The sequence below is a fragment of the Pseudomonas sp. S3_B11 genome (genome assembly GCF_054667715.1).
This window is the reverse complement of record NZ_CP162749.1, coordinates 5224447-5244619: the sequence shown is the minus strand read 5'-3', so window position 1 is coordinate 5244619 and position 20173 is coordinate 5224447. Positions and strand designations below refer to the sequence as shown.

The window sequence follows — 20173 nt, the reverse complement described above, 5'->3', positions numbered from 1 at the left end:
AACAACAAGGATGACCCGATATGCCAGAACCGATTCTTGGCCCTGTGCGCCCGGAAAGCCGCGGCATGCACTTGGACCTGCTCAAGACCCGAATTCCCGGCTGGTACAGCGGCGCTATCGTGCAACGCCAGCAGGAACTGAGCGACCATGTGCTGGACCTTCCAGATTGGTACGTGAAGGCCTCCCACGAAACCAGGGCCCGCCTCAAGCACAGTCACGCCCGCTACCGCGAAACCCTGAACCAGATCGACAATGTGCTGGGCAATGTCCAGGACATTCGCGCCTTTGCGGAGCCGTTGCTCAACCAGGCGATCCAGGATGAGTTCAAGCGCACGCAGAACGTCAATCAGGTTTATTTCGTCCGCAAGTACGGGCGCCAGGCGCGCGGTGATTTTTTTGGCGCGTTGGTGCTCGACAGCGAGGGCAGCCATTTCGATCGCTACGAATACCACGGCACTTCGTTGCTGGAGGCCGCGCTGGCCAATTTCGACGCCGACGAAGAGCGCAAGCCTGGCTGTGACGACTGCAGCCTCATTACTACGGTGCGGCCGTTTTATACGGGCGAGGTTGTTCCGGCCATCAACGCCTTTCGCGCCGGGGCGTTGCCGATCACGCCCGAGGCTTTTGCCAGGCTGTGCCGCAAGCTGGACCTGGGGCGCCGCTATCAGGAACACATCAACGCCATCGTACGGCCGATCGACCACGAGGCGCGTGGCCAGTTGGATCGCCAACTGCGCGCGCATCACCAAGAGGGATTGGCGCTTTGTGTCGAGGTCGCCTGGGCCAAGGGCGACATCAGCCTGGCCGCTTATCGAATGTTGCAGCAGGTGGTCAGCGACCAGCGTGAGGTCATGCTCGATGGGCGGGCGGTGACGTTCACCTCATTGAGCATTTTCGGCATCGGCTTGGTTGGCCCGGTACTGATCGGGCCCGACCGGGAGAGCAGTCGGCGGGTGGAACGGGTGGTGGCCTACCTGCCGGGCGATCCTGAGCAACCCCTCAAGGAATATGCGTCCAGCGGCGAATTCATGGTCGATCTGCGCCGGCGTTTGCATCGCGTCGCCTACCGGCGCTTCTTCAGCCGCTTTGTACCGTTGCGCCAATTGGGCGGATTTTTCCAGCGGTTCAACCGCCTCTATCAGCCCGGCGCGCCAGCGGATGATCAGGCCGATTACCCGCTCAAGTCGAAATTACCGGTACTGCCCATGGAGACGTCCTCCCTGCCTGACCCCTTGTGGGAATCGCTGCGTCTCAGGCAGATCCAGAAGATCCAGGTCGATGCCCGGGCGGTGGCGGTGCCCACCGGTGATGAAGACAAAAAAAACCGTCTGGCGCGGCTGGACAGTTACCTGGATGCCGTGATCGATGTCTTCAACCTGGCAGCGTTCGTGGTGCCAGGGCTTGGGCCGCTGATGCTGACGGTGGGCGCTGTGCAGATGTTCAACGAAGCGTTCGAGGGCATCGAAGCGTTCGAGCGCGGCGAGACCCGGGAAATGTGGGCGCATTTCTCCAGCGTGGCCCTCAACACGGCATTCGTCGCCACCGGTGCGGCGGTGCTACCGCACATTCAGTGGTCGAGCACGGTGGAGCAGTTGGAACCGGTCCAACTGGCCAATGGCGATTCACGCCTCTGGCGCCCCGACATGGTGCCTTACCGGAGTACGCTGGAGCCGCCGGCGACCTTGGTCCCGGATACTCAAGGGCTGTACCGGGTCGAGGGTCGAGACGTTGTGTCGTTGGACGACCAGAATTACCAGGTGCAACAGGACCCGACGACCCAGCGCTATCGCATTCGTCATCCTTCCCGCGGGCCGGACGCCTATCAGCCTGGGCTGACGGACAACGGTAGCGGTGCCTGGAGCCATGAACTGGAACGGCCGCGCAGTTGGGAAGGGGCTACGCTGATGCGCCGGCTCGGCCATTGCGTCAAGAGGTTCAGCGACGCAGAGCTGGAGCAGATCCGTACGGCCAGTGGCACCAGCGAGCAGGTGTTGCGGCGGCTGCATGTCGAGGGTGAACCGATGCCGGCCTTGCTGGCCGACACGATCAAGCGCTTCGACCTGTGCCGGCAAGTCGACGATTTCATCGGGCAACTGCAAAGCGAAGATCCGCTGCAGTATGAACACGCCGATCCGATGACCCAGTTGCATCTACTCACGGGCTACGGTCCGTGGCCAAAAGGGCTCAAGCTCAAAGTGGTCGACGGCGGGGGCAGGACGCTTTGGGAGTACGTTCGCCCATCGGAAGAAGGGGACCGGGTTCGCGACGTCATCATCCCCGAGAGGAAAGTCCGCACACCCTGGGTGTTGAAGAATCTGATCGAGACGGTGGACGCTGCGGGGGGCGATCTGTTGGCGGGCACGAGCCCGGCAATTGCGAAAACCAATATGGACGCTCGGATCCAGCAGCTGCGCAAGACACTCGCCGCCGTGGTGGTGCGGGAAAAAATGCACGTGTTCAACGATTACTACGCCAAGGAAGACGTGTCGAGCGAGCCGCGTGCAGCACTGATCAAGTCGCGGTTTCCCTCGGTTCCAGCGGCGGCCATCGAACAGGTGGTGGCGTTTGCCAACCCGGCCGAGCAACAGCAAATGGCCGCTTGGGACTTCGCGGATACGACCCAGACCAAACCCATTCCACTGCGTATCGCCGAAGAGCTGCGGGACTACCAGCGAGCGCTGCGTTTGAACCGGGCCTACGAAGGGCTCTATCGCGAGGCGTTGGTTACGGCCGACACCCCCCGACTGGTGTTGGCGACCTTGAAGAGCTTGCCCGGATGGAACGACGCGGTGCGCATCGAGCTGCGCGACGAGGTGTTTTCAGGCGCCTTGATCGACAGCGTCGGCGCCCAGGACGCAATGCAGACCAAGGTCGTGGTCAAGGACGGTGAGCGCTACAAGGCCTTCGACGACAACGGCAATGAACTGAGCCACTGGGATAGCCTCTACGATGCCGTGCAGCATGCGCTCCCCGATGCGGAGCGGCGGGCCATGGGCCGCCCTTCGGTTAATCACGGCGCCCTCTTGCAGAAGGCTGTCGGTGCAACACCATTGAGTCGAGCTTCGCTGGCGAAGCACCTGCAGATGCAACCGCGCAAGTCATCCTTCAAATCACCGATGCGCCTGGCCTCGGGCAAGGTTGGCTACCCCATGAGTGGCGTGCGGGGGGTGTTGGGCCTGGGGCGGTCACCCGAGCGTCGGGTGCTGGACTTGTACCCGGATTATACGAGCGAGCAAGTCCAGGCCTTGTTGCGGTCCCTGGGAGATGAGGCCGTTCCCGAGCTCAAGCGACGCAAAGTCGAGCTGGATACGCTGATCCGCGATCTGGATCGCTGGGCCAGCACCCCCGTATGGTTTGATGCGGGTAATGATCGTGCCGAGCAATTGCTGCCGGCGATCAAGCGGGGTGCGGCTAATCGAATCGAATGGTGCTGGCGACGCCAAGGCCCGATCGTTGCGGCGGTGGATGGCAGCAGGGGCGGCTATGAGCTTAATCTGAGCGGGGTGGCGTTAGGGACGCTGCCAGGCCTGTCGGCCGACTTCAGCCATGTGGTCTCGCTGAAGCTGCGTAGCATGTACTTGGCCGAACCCTCCTGCGACACGTTCCTCAAGAGCTTCTCCGCGCTCCGTCGGCTGGACTTGTCGTTCAACAGACTGAACGATCTTCCCCCTTCGGTGGAATTGATGGAGGGGTTGACCCGGCTGCACTTGGCGATGAATGAAATCACCCTGTCAGCGCGCAGCATTCAGATCCTTGAAGGGCGTACCCAGCTGAAAATCCTCGACCTGAAATGGAACCCCCTGGGCCAATTACCGGATTTCAGCCGGTTGCCCGACCTGCGTGGGCTGAATCTGAACGGTACCGATATCAGCACTTGGCCGACTGGCCTGCGCGACCTGCCGCTGGAAGAACTCGATTTGCGCAACAACGAGCTGACCGAAGTACCGACCGAACTGACGGATCCACCGGCCGAGCGTGCTCACGCCACGGCACGGGTCAATGGCGTGACCTTCGTGCAGAACAATCCACTGAACGAGGCGACCCAGCAGCGCTTGCGTGATTATTGGGCGAACCTCGCAACGTCGCATCCCGAATGGGTGACCTTTCGTTCGCCTGGCGCGTTTGAACATGTCCCAGGGGGAAGGCTATCGGATGTGGATCGATGGCTGCTAGACCTGCCCAGGGAGCAACAGCAGGACAAAAATACACTGTGGCGGAGCCTGGAGGCTGAAACGCAGTCCAGGGAGTTTTTTCAGCTGTTGAACCGATTGGCCGGCTCTTACCAGGACGTGGAAAATTATCCGGACCTCCAGGCGCGTGTCTGGCAGATGCTTGAAGCGATCAGGGACTCCACCGACTTGCGCCGTGAGCTGTTCGACCTGGCTGGCGCGCAGGCGTGTGAGGATCGCGCCGCGTTGTCCTTCAGCTACCTGGAAATCAAATTGATGATCCACAACGCCAAGGCCCTGACGGTGGGAGAACAGGAGGCTGTGGCGCTGATCCGGCTGGCCAAGGGGCTGTTTCGCCTCGATGAGGTGGAGCGTATTGCCCTGCAGGATATCCAGCAGCGGCGTGACACGATCAATGCCCGTGAGGATCTCACCGCCGCGCAAAAGAACCGGCTCATCAGGCAGATCGAAGAGGTGGAGGTGCGCCTGGCCTATCGTGTCGGTCTCAAGAGTCGACTGGAACTGCCGGGACAGCCCAAGGGTGGGCGCTTTATCCAGATGGCCGGCGTTACGGCAGAGATGCTCAATGCGGCGGCGGCCGAGATCCTGGCGCTGGATGATTCACCGAAGCAATTGCAGTCGCTGGTTGGCCGGGACTTCTGGATCGATTACGTGAAGCAAAAACGCGCGAGCCTTTTCCAGGCGATGAATGATGGCCTCATCGCCAATCAGCTTGCGCTGGATGAGGCGAAAGCGGCCGGAACCCTGGAGGAGCCTGACTATGTCAGCCAATCCGAGACACTGGGCTTGCAACACAAGGTCAAGGAAGCGGAACTTATCCAGTTATTGACCGAAGAGGAGCTGGACGCCCTGGTGGAAAGCACGGACCTGTAAGACGACCCCGAAAAAATGTGGGAGCGAGCTTGCTCGCGATAGCGGTGGTTCAGCTTGCATACGTGTTGAATGTGCCGCCGCCATCGCGAGCAAGCTCGCTCCCACAGGATCAAAACAGGAAATAGCGCTGCGCCATCGGCAGCACTTCAGCCGGTTCGCACCACAGCAACACGCCGTCGGCCTTGACCTGGTAGGTCTGTGGGTCAACGTCGATGCTCGGCAGGTAGTCGTTGTGGATCAGGTCGGTCTTCTGCACGTCGCGGCAGCCTTTGACCACGGCGATTTTCTTCTTCAGCCCAAGCTGTTCCGGCAACCCGGCGTCGGCGGCGGCCTGGCTGATGAAGGTCAGGCTGGTGGCATGCCGTGAGCCGCCGTAGCTTGCGAACATCGGCCGGTAGTGCACCGGTTGTGGCGTCGGGATCGAGGCGTTGGCGTCACCCATCAGGCTGGCGGCAATCGCCCCGCCCTTGAGGATCAACGTCGGCTTGACGCCGAAGAACGCCGGGCGCCACAGCACCAGGTCGGCCCACTTGCCCACTTCGATGGAACCCACTTCATGGCTGATGCCGTGGGTGATCGCCGGGTTGATGGTGTACTTGGCGATGTAGCGCTTGATGCGGAAGTTGTCGTTGCCTTCGCCGTCGCCGGGCAGGGCGCCGCGTTGCTTCTTCATCTTGTCGGCGGTCTGCCAGGTGCGCGTGATGACTTCGCCGACGCGGCCCATGGCCTGGCTGTCGGAGCTGATCATCGAGAACGCGCCGAGGTCGTGGAGAATGTCTTCGGCGGCGATGGTCTCGCGGCGGATGCGGCTTTCGGCGAAGGCCACGTCTTCGGCAATGCTCGGGTCCAGGTGATGGCAGACCATCAGCATGTCCAGGTGTTCGTCGATGGTGTTGCGGGTGAACGGCCGGGTCGGGTTGGTGGAACTGGGCAGCACGTTGGCGAAGCCACAGGCCTTGATGATGTCCGGCGCGTGACCACCACCGGCGCCTTCGGTGTGGTAGGTGTGGATGGTGCGGCCCTTGAAGGCGGCGAGGGTGGTTTCGACGAAGCCCGATTCGTTGAGGGTGTCGGTGTGGATCGCCACCTGCACGTCGTACTGGTCGGCCACGCTCAAGCAGTTGTCGATGGCTGCTGGTGTGGTGCCCCAGTCTTCGTGCAGCTTCAGGCCGATGGCGCCGGCCTTGACCTGCTCGATCAACGGCTCCGGCAGGCTGGCGTTGCCCTTGCCGGTGAAGCCGATGTTCATCGGGAAGGCGTCGGCGGCCTGGAGCATGCGCGCCAGGTGCCATGGGCCGGAGGTGCAGGTGGTGGCGTTGGTCCCGGTGGCGGGACCGGTGCCGCCGCCGATCATGGTGGTGACGCCGCTCATCAGCGCTTCTTCGATCTGCTGGGGACAGATGAAATGGATGTGGGTGTCGATGCCGCCGGCAGTGAGGATCATGCCTTCGCCGGCGATCACTTCGGTGCTGGCGCCGATGGCGATGGTCACGTCGGGCTGGATGTCCGGGTTGCCGGCCTTGCCGACGGCCGCGATGCGTCCGTCCTTGAGGCCGACATCGGCCTTGACGATGCCCCAGTGGTCGATGATCAGCGCGTTGGTGATCAAGGTGTCGACGACCTCGGCGGCCAGCAGCTGGCTTTGGCCCATGCCGTCGCGAATCACCTTGCCGCCGCCGAATTTCACTTCTTCGCCGTAGGTGGTGAAGTCTTTTTCCACTTCGATCCACAACTCGGTGTCGGCCAGGCGGACCTTGTCACCGACGGTGGGGCCGAACATGTCGGCGTAGGCTTGTCTCGAAATCTTCATGTGCTCGCCTTGAAACTCAATTGATAGTAAGGCCGTTCGCTGCGCTCACTTTTCGCGAGCAGGCTCGCTCCCACAGTTGACCGCATTCCCCTGTGGGAGCGAGCCTGCTCGCGAAGGGGCCAACGCAAATGCCGTGACCTAAAGGTTGCCCATGACCCGCCCGGCAAACCCGAACACCCGGCGATGCCCGGCCAGGTCCACCAGTTCCACCTCGCGGCTCTGGCCCGGTTCGAAGCGCACCGCGGTGCCGGCCGGGATGTTCAGGCGCATGCCACGGCTGGCGGCGCGGTCGAAGGTCAGGGCGTCGTTGGTTTCGAAAAAGTGATAGTGCGAACCGACCTGGATCGGCCGGTCGCCGCTGTTGGCGACGTTCAGCGTGAGCGTGCGGCGGCCGACGTTGAGTTCGATGTCGCCAGGCTGGACCTGGTATTGCCCTGGAATCATTGCGGTTGCCCCAAAGTCTTGTAGTAAATGGCGGTCGGTGTGTAGGTCCCGTCCGGGCTCTGGCAGTAGTCGGGCAGTTCGCCGACGCGGGTGTAGCCCATGGCCCGGTAGAACGCCTCGGCCTCGGAGCCGGCCTCGGTGTCGAGGTACAGCAGGCCGCGCTTGTGCTGACGGGCGCCGAGTTCCAGGGCACTCATCAATTGCTGGCCCAGGCCACGACGGCGGGCCTCGCCGCGGACCAGCAGCTTCTGCACTTCGGCGCGATTGAGTCCGTTGGGCTTCTGGCACAGGGCAAGCTGGACGCTGGCCTGCACCTGTTCATCCTTGACCACCACCCACAGCAGCAGGTGGCCCTGGTTGAGGCTGGCCTGGACCTCGTCGAAATAGGCGCGGGCCTGGACGGCATCGAGATCGGCCATGAACCCCACGCTGGCGCCGTACCCGACGGCGTCGAGCAACAGATCGATCAGGCCCTGGCGATAATGCGCAAAGCTTTCAGCGTGGACTCGACGTAACTGGGCGGGGTTCATAGGCATCACTCCTTGTCGAAGACGGGCGGTTGCGCCCCGGGATTGAGGACCAACTGCATGAAAGTCAGATCCAGCCAGCGGCCGAACTTGGTACCCACCTGGGGCATCTGCCCGGTGGTGACGAAACCGGCGCGCTCGTGCAGTCGAATCGAGGCGACGTTGCCGCTCTCGATGGCGGCGACCATCACGTGTTTGCCGCAGGCCCTGGCGCGCTCGATCAGTGCGCTCATCAACAACGGGCCGAGGCCATTGCCGCGCTGGTCGCTACGTACGTAGACCGAATGCTCCACGGTGTGCCGGAAACCATCGAAAGGCCGCCAGTCGCCGAATGAAGCGTAGCCGAGCACGTTCTCCTCGGCGTCGACCACCACCAGCACCGGATAGCCTTGGGATTGTCGTGTACTGAACCACGCCTGGCGATTGCCCAGGTCCACTGACTGTTCGTTCCAGATCGCGGTGGTGTTCAGTACCGCGTCGTTGTAGATATCGCGGATCGCTGGCAGGTCCGGGTGTTGGGCGTCACGAACGTGGTGAGTCATTGCGTGGCCTCAGGCGATGGGCTGGTGGACGGTGACCAGTTTGGTGCCGTCGGGAAACGTCGCCTCGACCTGGATCTCGGGGATCATTTCCGGGATGCCTTCCATCACCTGTTCGCGACTCAGCAGCGTGGTGCCGTAGTGCATCAGCTCGGCGACGGTCTGGCCGTCACGGGCGCCTTCGAGCAGGGCCGCGGAAATATAGGCCATGGCCTCCGGGTAGTTGAGCTTCAGGCCACGGGCCAACCGTCGTTCGGCGACGAGGCCGGCGGTGAAGATCAACAGCTTGTCTTTTTCGCGTGGGGTCAGGTCCATGTGCAATCCATAAAGGCAGATAAAAAATTTTCGCGGTAAACCCATTCCACTGTGGGAGGAGCCTGTGGGAGCTAAATCTGTGGGAGCAAAGCTTGCTCGCGATAGCAGCGCCTCGGTCGATCAGAAGGACCGCGTTATCGTTCATCGCGAGCAAGCTTTGCTCCCACAGAGTTTCATTGCTTCCACTCCATTGCTCCCACAGAAAAACAGATTCATGTGCTCCAGATCCGGGGTGGCACGGCCTCTCTTCCAAGCAATGCAGGCCTGAGCAAGCGCCACAACTCAATCAACCACCCGCGCGCCAGCAACGCCTCGCTCGCCAGGCAGCGGGCCACGACCAGGCCGGGCAATTGGGTCAGGTCGCCACGTACGTCATGGCCCAGGGATCGGCACTGCTCCAACAGCTCGCTGTCGATCTCGCCGGTCACCAATAACGTGGCAAACACTGGATCGCCGCCCAGCCCGATGGGTGAGTCGAGCAACCCATCACCGCCCACAATGCGCTGGCGCTCGTGCCACAGCAACTGGCCGTCGCGGCGAATGTCCAACCGTGACTGGAAATGCCCCAGGTCGAACCGCTCGCCGCTGGCCGGTCGGCCGAGGGCAACCATGTCCCAGTAGAACAGGCACCCGTCGCCCTGCAGGTCGATGCAGGTGCTGAGTTCGGCCTGGGCCGCGCTGAAGACGATGGTCTCCTGGGGCAGCCATTCCAGGGTCGCGCCGGGAGCCACGCTCAGGGTCAATTGCTGATACGCAGGACCCGCGGCGCGATACCACTTGGCCGCGCCGGGGCTGGTCAACTGCGCCCAGGCGCCCGGGCCGACGTGGGCCGAGATGTCCAGTCGGTCACCGCCGGCAATCCCGCCGGGCGGGTGGACAATGATGTGCTGGCACACCTCAGGGCCTTCGGCATACAAGTGCTTCTGCACCCGCAGCGGGCCTTTATGACGGCGCTGTACCGGACGCGTGCAATCGCCGAATCGGGCGTAACCCAGTTCCAGCTCGGCATGCCAGCTGGGGGTGAAGATGGCCGAAGGCGCCAATGAACAGACAGGTAGATTCATGATTTCTGATTATCTTCAGGACGCTACAGACTAGATCGTAACCAGCCCGCGCACACCCTCGGCTTCCATATTTTCTCCGCGCCCCTGCTGCACGATCTCGCCCCGGGACATCACCAGGTACTGATCTGCCAGCTCGGCGGCGAAGTCGTAGAACTGCTCCACCAGCAAAATCGCCATGTCGCCCCGGGCCGCCAGTTTCTTGATCACCGCTCCGATCTCCTTGATCACCGAGGGCTGGATGCCTTCGGTGGGCTCGTCGAGAATCAGCAGGCGTGGACGGCTGGCCAGGGCCCGGCCAATGGCGAGCTGCTGTTGCTGGCCGCCGGACAAATCACCGCCACGGCGTTGTTTCATCTGCAGCAGCACCGGGAACAATTCGTAGATGAATGCCGGCACTTCCTTGGCTTCGGAGCCGGGAAAGCGCGACAGGCCCATCAGCAGGTTTTCTTCCACCGTCAGCCGCCCGAAAATCTCCCGGCCCTGGGGCACGTAGGCGATGCCGGCATGCACTCGTTGGTGTGGCTTGAACGTGGTGATGGCTTTGCCTTCCCAATTCACCGCGCCTTCCTTGGCCGGCAACAGGCCCATCAGGCATTTGAGCAGGGTGGTCTTGCCCACGCCGTTACGCCCCAACAGGCAAGTCACCTCGCCGACCTTGGCGTCGAACGACAGGCCGCGCAGGATGTGGCTACCGCCGTAGTACTGGTGCAGTTTGTCGACTTGCAGCATGTCTTGAATTCCCCTCAAGTCCTCTGTGGGAGCAAAGCTTGCTCCCACAGGGAACAGTGTTTGCAGGTCTACCGACCGAGATACACCTCGATCACCCGCTCATTTTCCTGCACCTGTTCCAGCGACCCTTCGGCCAGCACGCTGCCCTGGTGCAACACGGTGACGTGGTCGGCAATCGCGCCGACGAAGCCCATGTCGTGTTCCACCACCATCAGCGAATGCTTGCCCGCCAAGGACTTGAACAGCTCGGCGGTGAACTCGGTCTCGGCGTCGGTCATGCCCGCCACCGGCTCGTCGAGCAGCAGCAATTGCGGGTCTTGTACCAGCAGCATGCCGATCTCCAGGAACTGCTTCTGCCCGTGGGACAGCAGCCCGGCAGCGCGGTTGACCGAGGTCGTGAGACGAATGGTCTCGAGTACTTCGCCGATGCGATCGTGCTGCTCGCCGCTCAGTTTCGCCCGCAGGCTGGCCCACACCGATTTGTCGGTCTTGAGCGCCAGCTCCAGGTTCTCGAACACGCTCAACGCTTCGAACACCGTGGGCTTCTGGAACTTGCGACCGATGCCGGCCTGGGCGATCGCCACTTCGCTCATGCTGGTCAGGTCCAGGGTTTCGCCGAACCAGGCCTTGCCATGGCTGGGGCGGGTCTTGCCGGTGATCACGTCCATCAGCGTGGTCTTGCCGGCGCCGTTGGGGCCGATGATGCAGCGCAATTCGCCGACGCCGATGTACAGGTTCAAATCGTTCAAGGCCTTGAAGCCGTCGAAACTGACGCTGATGTCTTCCAGGGTCAGGATGGTGCCGTGGCGGGTGTTCAGGCCCTGGCCGGCTGCTTGGCCGAGGCCGATGGCGTCGCGGCTGCTGCCGGCGTCCTGGCTGGGTTGCGGTGGAAAGAAGGCGGGTTCGAGCATGAATTCGGCACTCGCTGTGATTCTCATTGTTCACCTCTTTTCTTCAGCAGACCGATCACGCCCTTGGGCAGATACAGGGTCACGACGATGAACAGCGCACCGAGGAAAAACAGCCAGTACTCAGGAAACGCCACGGTGAACCAGCTCTTCATGCCGTTGACCACCCCGGCGCCCAGCAGCGGCCCGATCAGCGTGCCACGCCCGCCGAGGGCGACCCACACGGCGGCCTCAATGGAGTTGGTCGGCGACATTTCGCTGGGGTTGATGATGCCCACCTGCGGCACGTACAACGCCCCGGCCAGGCCGCACAACACCGCGCTCAACACCCAGACGAACAGCTTGAAACCACGGGGATCGTAGCCGCAGAACATCAGGCGGTTTTCCGCGTCACGCAGGGCGGTCAGCACCCGGCCAAACTTGCTGCGGGCCAGGCGCCAGCCGATGAACAGGCTCGCCACCAGCAACAACACCGTGGCGAAAAACAGCACCGCCCGGGTGCCCGGCTCGGTGATGCCAAAGCCCAGGATCGAGCGGAAATTGGTGAAGCCGTTGTTGCCGCCAAACCCGGTTTCGTTGCGGAAAAACAGCAGCATCCCGGCGAAGGTCAGGGCCTGGGTCATGATCGAGAAATACACGCCCTTGATCCGCGAACGGAAGGCAAAAAAGCCGAACACCAGCGCCAGCAAACCCGGCGCCAGTACCACCAGGCACATCGCCCAGAGGAAACTGTCGGTGCCGGCCCAGTACCAGGGCAACTCGGTCCACGACAAGAAGGTCATGAACGCCGGCAAGCCATCGCCGGCGGCCTGGCGCATCAGGTACATGCCCATGGCGTAGCCGCCCAGGGCGAAGAACAGGCCGTGGCCCAGGGAGAGCAAGCCGGCATAACCCCAGACCAGGTCCAGGGCCAGGGCGACGATGGCGTAGCAGAGAATCTTGCCCACCAGGGTCAGGGTATACGCCGAGACGTGCAGCGGGTTGTCTGCCGCCAGCAGCGACAGCAGCGGCAGGCTCAACAGCACGGCCAGGATCACCGCGCCGACGGCGAGGGTAACTTTGGGACCGGCCTTTTGCGTGGCCGTGAGCATCAGGGGCTGGTTCATCAGTCGATTACCCGTCCTTTGAGCGCGAAGAGGCCTTGCGGACGCTTCTGGATGAACAGAATGATCAGCGCGAGGATCAGGATCTTGCCGAGCACGGCGCCGATCTGCGGTTCGAGGATCTTGTTGGCGATGCCGAGGCCGAACGCAGCGGACACGCTACCGGCCAACTGGCCGACGCCGCCGAGCACCACCACCAGGAACGAGTCGATGATGTAGCTCTGGCCCAGGTCCGGACCGACGTTGCCGATCTGGCTCAGGGCCACGCCACCGAGCCCGGCGATGCCCGAGCCGAGGCCGAAGGCAAGCATGTCCACGCGGCCGGTGTGCACGCCACAGCAGGCGGCCATGTTGCGGTTCTGGGTCACCGCGCGCACGTTCAGGCCCAGGCGCGTCTTGTTCAGCAGCAGCCAGGTCAGCACCACCACGAACAGTGCGAAGGCGATGATGACGATGCGGTTGTACGGCAGCACCAGGTTCGGCAATACCTGAATCCCACCCGAGAGCCAGGCCGGGTTGGCAACTTCGACGTTCTGCGCGCCGAACACCAGGCGCACCAGTTGGATCAGCATCAGGCTGATGCCCCAGGTGGCGAGCAGGGTTTCCAGCGGCCGCCCGTAGAGGTGGCGAATCACCGTGCGCTCCAGGGCCATGCCGATGGCGGCGGTAATGAAAAATGCCACCGGCAGGGCGATCAGCGGATAGAACTCGATGGCGTTCGGGGCGAAGCGCTGGAACAGCATCTGCACCACATAAGTGGAGTAGGCACCCAGCATCAGCATCTCGCCGTGGGCCATGTTGATCACCCCCAGCAGGCCGAAGGTGATGGCCAGGCCGAGGGCGGCGAGCAGCAGGATCGAGCCCAGGGACATGCCGCTGAAGGCTTGGCCCAGCAATTCGCCCACCAGGAGTTTGCGTTTGACCTGGCTGAGGCTGGTTTCAGCCGCGGTGCGCACAGCGGCATCGGTTTCGACGCCGGGTTCGAGCAAACCTTCCAGGCGCGTGCGGGCCAGCGGATCGCCGGTTTCCCCCAGCAGCCGGACGGCGGCCAGGCGCACACTCGGGTTGGCATCCACCAGTTGCAGGTTCGCCAGGGCCAGACTCAGAGCAGCATGCACATCTTCGTCCTGCTCGCCGGCCAGTTGCCGATCGAGAAACGCCAGTTGCGCCGGGCGCGCGCTTTTTTGCAGTTGCTGCGCCGCGCCCAGGCGTACGCGGGCATCGACGGCGAGCAGTTGATGACTGGCGAGGGCGGTTTCGATCAGCCCGCGCAAGCGGTTGTTCAGGCGCAGGGTCTTGGGTTGGCCGTCGACGGTCAACTGGCCCTGTTGCAGGGCATTGATCAGTTCGACGCGCTCAGGCTCCGGCTGCGCGGCCCAGCTTTCCAGGAGTTTGGCCTGCTGGGTCGGGTTGGCGGCGACGAAGTCTTCGGCTTCCCCGGCGTGGGCGGCCATTGGTAGCAGCAAACATGCTAGGAGGAACAAACGATAAAGGGACATAGCTACGTCCTGTAAGGCGACGACGGACCCTGTGGGAGCAAAGCTTGCTCGCGATGGCGGTGTGTCTGGATGACCGCGATCGCGAGCAAGCTTTGCTCCCACAGAGTTAGGGGCTTGTTCCCAGGCTCAGTTGCTCTTCACCGCATAGTCAGGCTTCTTGTCGTTGCCGGCGATGAACGGGCTCCACGGTTGCGCGCGGATCGGGCCTTCGGTCTGCCAGACCACGTTGAACTGACCGTCGGCCTGGATCTCGCCGATCATCACTGGCTTGTGCAGGTGATGGTTGGTCTTGTCCATGGTCAGGGTGTAGCCCGACGGTGCGGCGAAGGTCTGGCCGGCCAGGGCTTCGCGGACTTTGTCGACGTCGGTGGACTTGGCTTTTTCCACGGCTTGCGCCCACATGTGGATGCCGACGTAGGTGGCTTCCATCGGGTCGTTGGTCACTGCTTTGTCGGCGCCTGGCAGGTTCTTGGCCTTGGCGTAGGCTTTCCATGAATCAACGAATTTCTTGTTCGCCGGGTTATCCACGGATTCGAAGTAGTTCCACGCCGCCAGGTTGCCTACCAGTGGCTTGGTGTCGATGCCGCGCAGTTCCTCTTCGCCCACCGAGAACGCCACGACCGGTACGTCGGTGGCTTTCAGGCCCTGGTTCGCCAGTTCTTTATAGAACGGCACGTTGGAGTCGCCGTTGACCGTGGAAATGACTGCGGTCTTGCCACCGGCCGAGAACTTCTTGATGTTGGCCACGATGGTCTGGTAATCGCTGTGGCCGAACGGGGTGTAGACCTCTTCGATGTCCTTGTCCGCCACACCTTTGGAATGCAGGAACGAGCGCAGGATCTTGTTGGTGGTGCGCGGGTAGACGTAGTCGGTGCCCAGCAGGAAATAACGCTTGGCACTGCCGCCTTCTTCGCTCATCAGGTATTCCACCGCCGGAATCGCCTGCTGGTTCGGCGCTGCGCCGGTGTAGAACACGTTTGGCGACATCTCTTCGCCTTCGTACTGCACCGGGTAGAACAGCAGCCCATTGAGCTCTTCGAACACCGGCAGCACGGATTTACGCGACACCGACGTCCAGCAGCCGAACACCACGGCGACCTTGTCCTGGGTCAGCAACTGCCGACCCTTTTCGGCGAACAGCGGCCAGTTCGACGCCGGGTCCACGACCACCGCTTCAAGCTTCTTGCCGTTCACACCACCCTTGGCGTTGATCTCATCAATGGTCATCAGCGCCATGTCCTTGAGGGACGTCTCGGAGATCGCCATGGTGCCGGACAGCGAATGCAGGATGCCGACCTTGATGGTCTCGGCGGCCTGGACGGTCCAGGCCATGCCCATCGCGGCAATGCTTGCCGAGAGTGTAAAAACCTTGATCAAGCTACGACGCTTCATTGTGCGATCTCCATGGACTTATGAATTTTTTTGAGGGCAGATGCAAACGCTGAAAGCGCTTTTGCAAGGGGTGTGCCCGGTCGGGGGAAGGCTTTGAAATGCGGGGGTAGGGCGGCTGGAAAGGAGAGTGATGCACCATGAGCGAACGCGTCATGGGTGCTGGTGCGAAGAGGTGCGCCACATTGGGGCGAGAGAATTGCGATGCCCCTGTGGGAGCGAGCTTGCTCGCGATAGGGGAGTGTCAGTCACCGCTAATTTGACTGATCCATCGCCATCGCGAGCAAGCTCGCTCCCACAGGTGATTTTTGTGATCAGGAAAAGACGCCGCTCAGCGACGCCGCATGAGTCCGATGAAAAACAATCCGCCGATAGCGGCTGTCGCGACCCCAATCGGCAAGTCTTCCGGCGCGATCAACGTCCGCGCCGCCACGTCCACCCACACCAGGAACAGGCTGCCGAGCAACACGCAGGCCGGCAGCAACCGACGATGCTCGGCGCCCACCAGGCGCCGGGCAATGTGCGGGACCATCAGCCCGACAAAACCAATCGAGCCGCTGATGGACACCAGCACGCCGGTCATCAGCGAGGCGATCAAGAAGATCCACAACCGCACCTTCGCCGCGTTCAGGCCCAGGGTCACGGCGGTCTGTTCGCCGGCCATCAGCGCGTTCAGCGGCCGGGCCATGCCCAGCAGCAACACCAGTCCCAGCACCACACTGGCCGCCGGCACCGCCAGCAGTTCCCAGCGGGCCAGGCCCAGGCCGCCGAGCATCCAGAACATCACTGCCGAACTGGCGCGATGGTCACCGAGGAACAACAACAGATTGGCCGCCGCCATCATCACGAAGGACACCGCCACGCCGCACAACAACAGCCGATCACTTTCCAGGCGGCCCTGCCGGGCAGCAATGGTCAGCACCAGCAGCATGCTAAGCAGCGCACCGATGAACGCCGCCAGCGGCAGGGTCAGCAGGCCGACAATCTCGCCGACATGCAGCACCACGATGACCGCTCCCAGCGTCGCGCCGGACGTGACGCCCAGCAGGTGCGGATCGGCCAGCGGGTTGCGCGTGACCGCTTGCAGCACCGCACCGATCAACGCCAACCCGGCGCCGACCAAGGCACCGAGCAGCAGCCGCGGGACGCGGATCAGCCAGACGATATGCTCCTGGCCGGGCGTCCAATGGACGTCACCCACCCCGAAGGCCTTGTTCAGCAGGATGTCCCAGACCACGGCCACCGGCACCCGCGCCGGCCCGAAGCCCAGGGACACCACGCACGACACCAACAGCAGTGCGCCGAGGACCATCAGCAGGGCGCCGTAGCGACGACCGTTCATTGGCTGTGAAAACCCCGCGCCAGGGTTTGCACCGCCAGCACGTTATCGATGCCCGGCGTGGCCTGCACGTAAGGGATCACGATGAAGCGCCGTTGCTGGATCGCCTCTACCGATTGCAGGGCCGGGTTATTCAACAGGAATTGCTGTTTCTGCTCGGCGCTGACTTCGCCGTAGTCGACGATCACGATGACCTGCGGGTTGCGCTCGACCACGTTCTCCCAGTTCACCCGGGTCCAACTGGTTTCCACGTCATCGAGGATATTGCGCCCACCGGCTGCGTCGATCAGGGCCTGGGGCATGCCCAGGCGCCCGGAGGTCATGGCGCGGTCTTCGCCGCTGTCGTACAGGAACACCCGCGGTTGCTGGGTGGGCAGGTGCTTGCGCACTTCGGCCACCTGGGCCTGCATCGTGGCGATCAGCGCGTTGGCGCGATCCTGCACGTCGAAGATCTTCCCGAGGTTGCGCAGGTCGTTGTAGGTGTCCTCCAGCGAGGCCGCCGGACGCTTCATCACGAACGCGCAGGATTCGGTCAGTTCGTAGACATTGATGCCCAGCGGTTCCAGAGTCTGCGGGGTCAGGTCGCCGCCCACCCGCATGCCGTAGTCCCAACCGGCGAAGAAGAAATCGACGTTGGCATTGAGCAGGTTTTCCACCGAAGGGTATTTGGCGGCCAGTTCCGGCAGGCCATCGAGGATCTTCGCCATCTCGGGCGTCACCGATTTCCAGCCGCTGATGCCGCTGTAGCCGACCATGTGCGGCTTGAGGCCCAGGGCGAGCATCATCTGGGTCATGTTGATGTCATGGCTGACAGCGTGCCGAGGTGCCTCGTTGAACACCACCTGACGATTGCAGCTCTGGATCGTCAACGGGTAGTGGGTGGCTTCGGCCAAGGCGTGGGCACTGCCCAGCAGCAGGGGCAGCAACAGCAGGGAACGCAAGGTCATGGTTGGGTTATCCAGGTGATTCGTGGGTAGCCGGACAGCGGGTGTTCATCCACCAGGGCTTCGATGCCGAACACCTCGCGCAACAGCTTGACGCTGAGGACGTCCTTGGGCGTACCGCTGGCGACGATGCGCCCGTGTTCGATCACGTACAGGCGGTCGCAGAAGGCGGCGGCCAGGTTCAGGTCGTGGAGGCTGGCGAGGGTGCCGATGCCCAGGCCCTTGATCAGTTGCAGCAATTGCAATTGATAGTGGGGGTCGAGGTGATTGGTCGGCTCGTCGAGGATCAGTAACTGCGGTTGCTGGGCCAGGGCCCGGGCGAGGATCACCCGTTGCTTCTCACCGCCCGAGAGGGTGGCGAATGCATGGTCGCCAAAGCCTGCGAGCCCGGCCGATTCCAGTGCCTGGCGCACCAGCCGGCGGTCGTCGTGATTGTCGCCGTCGAACAGACCTTTGTGGGGCGTGCGGCCCATGGCGACCACTTCCTCGACCGTCAGGCCGAAGGCGTCGGGAAACTCCTGCAGGACCACGGCGATGCGTTGGGCGCACCAGCGCGAGGACTGTTTCCAGACGTTGTGATGCTCGAGTTTCACCTCGCCATGTTCCGGCCGGCTGAAGCGATAGGCGCAGCGCAACAGGCTGGTCTTGCCACTGCCGTTGGGCCCGATCAACCCGACAAACTCCCCGGCCGCCACCTGCAACGTCACGTCACGCAGCTGGAACTGGTGATGACAATGGCCATGGCCCAGGGGCGTCCAGGCGAGGTGGGAGAGGGTTAGGGAGGTCATGCATTCACTCAAGTTTTGGATCGGACCCCCAATCCCTTGTGGGAGCGAGCTTGCTCGCGATAGCGGTGTGTCAGCCGATAGAGATGTGACTGACCGACTACAATCGCGAGCAAGCTCGCTCCCACAAGGGATGGTGTTCACATTTTGGAAAGCGGGCGTGATTGTAGAGGTTTCGCGCCGCCTTCCGTTAACGCACTGTCTTCAGCTTGAAGATGAAGCAATCTCAGGCTGGCGATTGAAGCGGGTGACGAGGCGATCCAGCAACCACACCACCACCAGCGACGCCGCCACCAACGGAAACACCACCGCCAGGGCCAGCATGATGAACACCCCGGCCTTCCAGGTCGGCAGGTCGTGACGCAGCGGCGGTACGCCGAACTTGCCCGCTGGCCGGCGCTTCCACCAGATCACCATGCCACTCACGGCGCTGAGCAGGATCATCAGGCAAATCAGCAGCACGATGATCTGGTTCAGCGGGCCGAACATCTTGCCTTCGTGCAGCATTACCCCGGTTTCGGTGGCGCGGGCCACGACGCCGTAGTGCTCCCAGCGCACATCGGCCAGGACCTTGCCGGTGTATTGGTCCACGTGCAGGGTGGCGTCGTTGCGCGGGTCGTCGGCAAACACGGCGACGGTGAACACGCCGGTGGACGTGGTCGGCAGGGTGATGCTGTAGCCGGGCGTGACCTGGCGTTCGGTGGCGATATCCTGCACCGCTTGCAGGCTGACGGTCGGGGCGGCGGGGCCTTCGTGCATGCCGCCGTGGCCCATGTGCTCGGCATGGTCGCCGGACATCGGCATCGGGGTATTTTCCACGGCCCAGGGCACGGTTTGACGATGGGCGTTGTTGAGGCTGCCGGCCTCGACGTCGGACTTGGGCACGTCATTCCACATCGCCGCCGGGAAGCGGTTCCAGAGGTTGGCGTATTGTTTGCCCCAGAAGCCGGTCCAGGTCATGCCGCTGAGCAGCATCACCAGCAGCAATGCAGCGCCCCAGAAACCGACGACCACGTGCAGGTCACGCCAGAACAGCCGCCCGCGCGCGCTCCAGCGCGGCCACAGCACTCCGGCTGATGATTGCCCGCGCGGCCACCACAGGTACAGCCCGGACACCACCAACACCACGCCCCAACCAGCGGCCATTTCCACCAACCGGTCACCAACGGTGCCGATCAGCAGTTCGCCGTGAATGGCCCGGGCCATGGCTTGCAGGTTGTTCTTTGCATCCTGCTCGCCGAGGACATCGCCGTGGTATGGGTCGATGAACACATTCAGTTCCCGGCCCTGGTCGATCACCACGAATTGCGCGCTGCGTTCGGCATTGACCGGTGGCAGGTACTGTTTGACCTGGCCTTGGGGGTAGGCCTGGCGGACCTGCTTGAGCAGGTCGTCCGCCGCCAGGGTGTGATGCCCGGCCGGCACGTTCAGCAGGCTGCCATACATCAGTGGATCGAGTTGCGGCTTGAACAGGTAAATGATCCCGGTCAGGGCCAGCATCACCATGAACGGCGCCACGAACAGCCCGGCATAAAAATGCCAGCGCCAGGCCAGGTTGTAGAAATTGGGTTTCGGTTGGCTCATCGGAAAGCGCTCCGCAGGGCAAATTGGGTTGTTATGTTTTTGTCGGTTGCTGCGCAACCGATCGCGGGCAAGCCTTGCTCCCACAGGTATTCCCATTGCTGAGGGAGCACAATTTGTCCCGCAGCCATGAC

Annotated in this window: 16 protein-coding genes; 1 reads left to right on the top strand and 15 read right to left on the bottom strand. The window is 62.8% G+C overall.

What is annotated here, in order from left to right; translation table 11 throughout:
• Positions 1–20 precede the first annotated feature (20 nt).
• A complete protein-coding gene (locus tag AB4O22_RS23550; RefSeq protein WP_460105913.1) occupies positions 21–5063 on the top strand; it encodes an NEL-type E3 ubiquitin ligase domain-containing protein in 5043 nt (1680 codons plus the stop codon).
• Positions 5064–5172: 109 nt separating this feature from the next.
• Here the strand turns inward: AB4O22_RS23550 and ureC are convergent, their stop codons facing one another.
• The 15 genes from ureC to AB4O22_RS23475 form a co-directional block, all read right to left on the bottom strand.
• Positions 5173–6873, bottom strand: a complete 1701-nt coding sequence (gene ureC, locus AB4O22_RS23545; protein WP_053161789.1) for an urease subunit alpha — start codon at positions 6871–6873, stop codon at positions 5173–5175.
• A gap of 138 nt (positions 6874–7011) precedes the next feature.
• Positions 7012–7317, bottom strand: coding sequence for an urease subunit beta (locus AB4O22_RS23540; protein ID WP_003197343.1), 306 nt, complete (start codon positions 7315–7317; stop codon positions 7012–7014).
• Entirely contained in the window at positions 7314–7847 is a 534-nt protein-coding gene (locus AB4O22_RS23535) for a GNAT family N-acetyltransferase (RefSeq protein ID WP_003197345.1), read from the bottom strand. Before AB4O22_RS23535 ends, AB4O22_RS23540 begins: the two co-directional genes overlap by 4 nt.
• Before the next feature lie 5 nt (positions 7848–7852).
• Positions 7853–8386 carry a GNAT family N-acetyltransferase gene (locus tag AB4O22_RS23530; protein ID WP_003197348.1) on the bottom strand — a complete coding sequence of 178 codons (534 nt, stop codon included), beginning with the start codon at positions 8384–8386 and terminating at the stop codon, positions 7853–7855.
• 9 nt (positions 8387–8395) lie between these two features.
• Positions 8396–8698, bottom strand: coding sequence for an urease subunit gamma (gene ureA / locus AB4O22_RS23525; protein ID WP_003197350.1), 303 nt, complete (start codon positions 8696–8698; stop codon positions 8396–8398).
• Positions 8699–8910: 212 nt separating this feature from the next.
• Positions 8911–9762, bottom strand: a complete 852-nt coding sequence (locus AB4O22_RS23520) for an urease accessory protein UreD (RefSeq protein WP_053161793.1) — start codon at positions 9760–9762, stop codon at positions 8911–8913.
• Between the two features lie 30 nt (positions 9763–9792).
• Entirely contained in the window at positions 9793–10491 is a 699-nt protein-coding gene (gene urtE, locus AB4O22_RS23515) for an urea ABC transporter ATP-binding subunit UrtE (protein ID WP_003197354.1), read from the bottom strand.
• Between the two features lie 68 nt (positions 10492–10559).
• The gene (urtD, locus tag AB4O22_RS23510; RefSeq protein ID WP_003197356.1) at positions 10560–11429 is read right to left on the bottom strand and encodes an urea ABC transporter ATP-binding protein UrtD; all 870 of its coding nucleotides are present in this window, start codon (positions 11427–11429) and stop codon (positions 10560–10562) included.
• Positions 11426–12505, bottom strand: coding sequence for an urea ABC transporter permease subunit UrtC (gene urtC, locus AB4O22_RS23505; protein ID WP_046064374.1), 1080 nt, complete (start codon positions 12503–12505; stop codon positions 11426–11428). The genes urtD and urtC overlap by 4 nt, the downstream gene beginning before the upstream one ends.
• Positions 12505–14001: an urea ABC transporter permease subunit UrtB gene (urtB, locus tag AB4O22_RS23500; RefSeq protein ID WP_053161795.1), complete on the bottom strand. Its 1497-nt coding sequence runs from the start codon at positions 13999–14001 to the stop codon at positions 12505–12507. Before urtB ends, urtC begins: the two co-directional genes overlap by 1 nt.
• A 126-nt stretch (positions 14002–14127) precedes the next feature.
• A complete protein-coding gene (gene urtA, locus AB4O22_RS23495; RefSeq protein WP_003197362.1) occupies positions 14128–15393 on the bottom strand; it encodes an urea ABC transporter substrate-binding protein in 1266 nt (421 codons plus the stop codon).
• 328 nt (positions 15394–15721) lie between these two features.
• Positions 15722–16732, bottom strand: a complete 1011-nt coding sequence (locus AB4O22_RS23490) for a FecCD family ABC transporter permease (protein ID WP_053161797.1) — start codon at positions 16730–16732, stop codon at positions 15722–15724.
• Complete coding sequence (locus AB4O22_RS23485; RefSeq protein WP_053161800.1) at positions 16729–17676, bottom strand: ABC transporter substrate-binding protein; 948 nt, start codon at positions 17674–17676, stop codon at positions 16729–16731. Before AB4O22_RS23485 ends, AB4O22_RS23490 begins: the two co-directional genes overlap by 4 nt.
• On the bottom strand, positions 17673–18461 hold the full coding sequence (locus tag AB4O22_RS23480; protein ID WP_223470812.1) for an ABC transporter ATP-binding protein: 789 nt from the start codon (positions 18459–18461) through the stop codon (positions 17673–17675). The genes AB4O22_RS23485 and AB4O22_RS23480 overlap by 4 nt, the downstream gene beginning before the upstream one ends.
• A gap of 201 nt (positions 18462–18662) precedes the next feature.
• A complete protein-coding gene (locus AB4O22_RS23475; RefSeq protein WP_460097281.1) occupies positions 18663–20042 on the bottom strand; it encodes a PepSY-associated TM helix domain-containing protein in 1380 nt (459 codons plus the stop codon).
• Positions 20043–20173: the final 131 nt, after the last annotated feature.

Excerpts from the sequence above, each read along its gene's own strand:
- AB4O22_RS23530 (WP_003197348.1), bottom strand. The coding sequence starts at position 8,386 with ATGACTCACCACGTTCGTGACGCCCAACACCCGGACCTGCCAGCGATC.
- urtE (WP_003197354.1), bottom strand. The coding sequence starts at position 10,491 with ATGCTGCAAGTCGACAAACTGCACCAGTACTACGGCGGTAGCCACATC.
- urtC (WP_046064374.1), bottom strand. The coding sequence starts at position 12,505 with ATGAACCAGCCCCTGATGCTCACGGCCACGCAAAAGGCCGGTCCCAAA.
- urtA (WP_003197362.1), bottom strand. The coding sequence starts at position 15,393 with ATGAAGCGTCGTAGCTTGATCAAGGTTTTTACACTCTCGGCAAGCATT.
- urtB (WP_053161795.1), bottom strand. The coding sequence starts at position 14,001 with ATGTCCCTTTATCGTTTGTTCCTCCTAGCATGTTTGCTGCTACCAATG.
- AB4O22_RS23550 (WP_460105913.1), top strand. The coding sequence starts at position 21 with ATGCCAGAACCGATTCTTGGCCCTGTGCGCCCGGAAAGCCGCGGCATG.
- AB4O22_RS23475 (WP_460097281.1), bottom strand. The coding sequence starts at position 20,042 with ATGAGCCAACCGAAACCCAATTTCTACAACCTGGCCTGGCGCTGGCAT.
- AB4O22_RS23490 (WP_053161797.1), bottom strand. The coding sequence starts at position 16,732 with ATGAACGGTCGTCGCTACGGCGCCCTGCTGATGGTCCTCGGCGCACTG.
- AB4O22_RS23480 (WP_223470812.1), bottom strand. The coding sequence starts at position 18,461 with ATGACCTCCCTAACCCTCTCCCACCTCGCCTGGACGCCCCTGGGCCAT.
- AB4O22_RS23535 (WP_003197345.1), bottom strand. The coding sequence starts at position 7,847 with ATGAACCCCGCCCAGTTACGTCGAGTCCACGCTGAAAGCTTTGCGCAT.
- urtD (WP_003197356.1), bottom strand. The coding sequence starts at position 11,429 with ATGAGAATCACAGCGAGTGCCGAATTCATGCTCGAACCCGCCTTCTTT.
- ureC (WP_053161789.1), bottom strand. The coding sequence starts at position 6,873 with ATGAAGATTTCGAGACAAGCCTACGCCGACATGTTCGGCCCCACCGTC.
- AB4O22_RS23520 (WP_053161793.1), bottom strand. The coding sequence starts at position 9,762 with ATGAATCTACCTGTCTGTTCATTGGCGCCTTCGGCCATCTTCACCCCC.
- AB4O22_RS23485 (WP_053161800.1), bottom strand. The coding sequence starts at position 17,676 with ATGACCTTGCGTTCCCTGCTGTTGCTGCCCCTGCTGCTGGGCAGTGCC.
- AB4O22_RS23540 (WP_003197343.1), bottom strand. The coding sequence starts at position 7,317 with ATGATTCCAGGGCAATACCAGGTCCAGCCTGGCGACATCGAACTCAAC.
- ureA (WP_003197350.1), bottom strand. The coding sequence starts at position 8,698 with ATGGACCTGACCCCACGCGAAAAAGACAAGCTGTTGATCTTCACCGCC.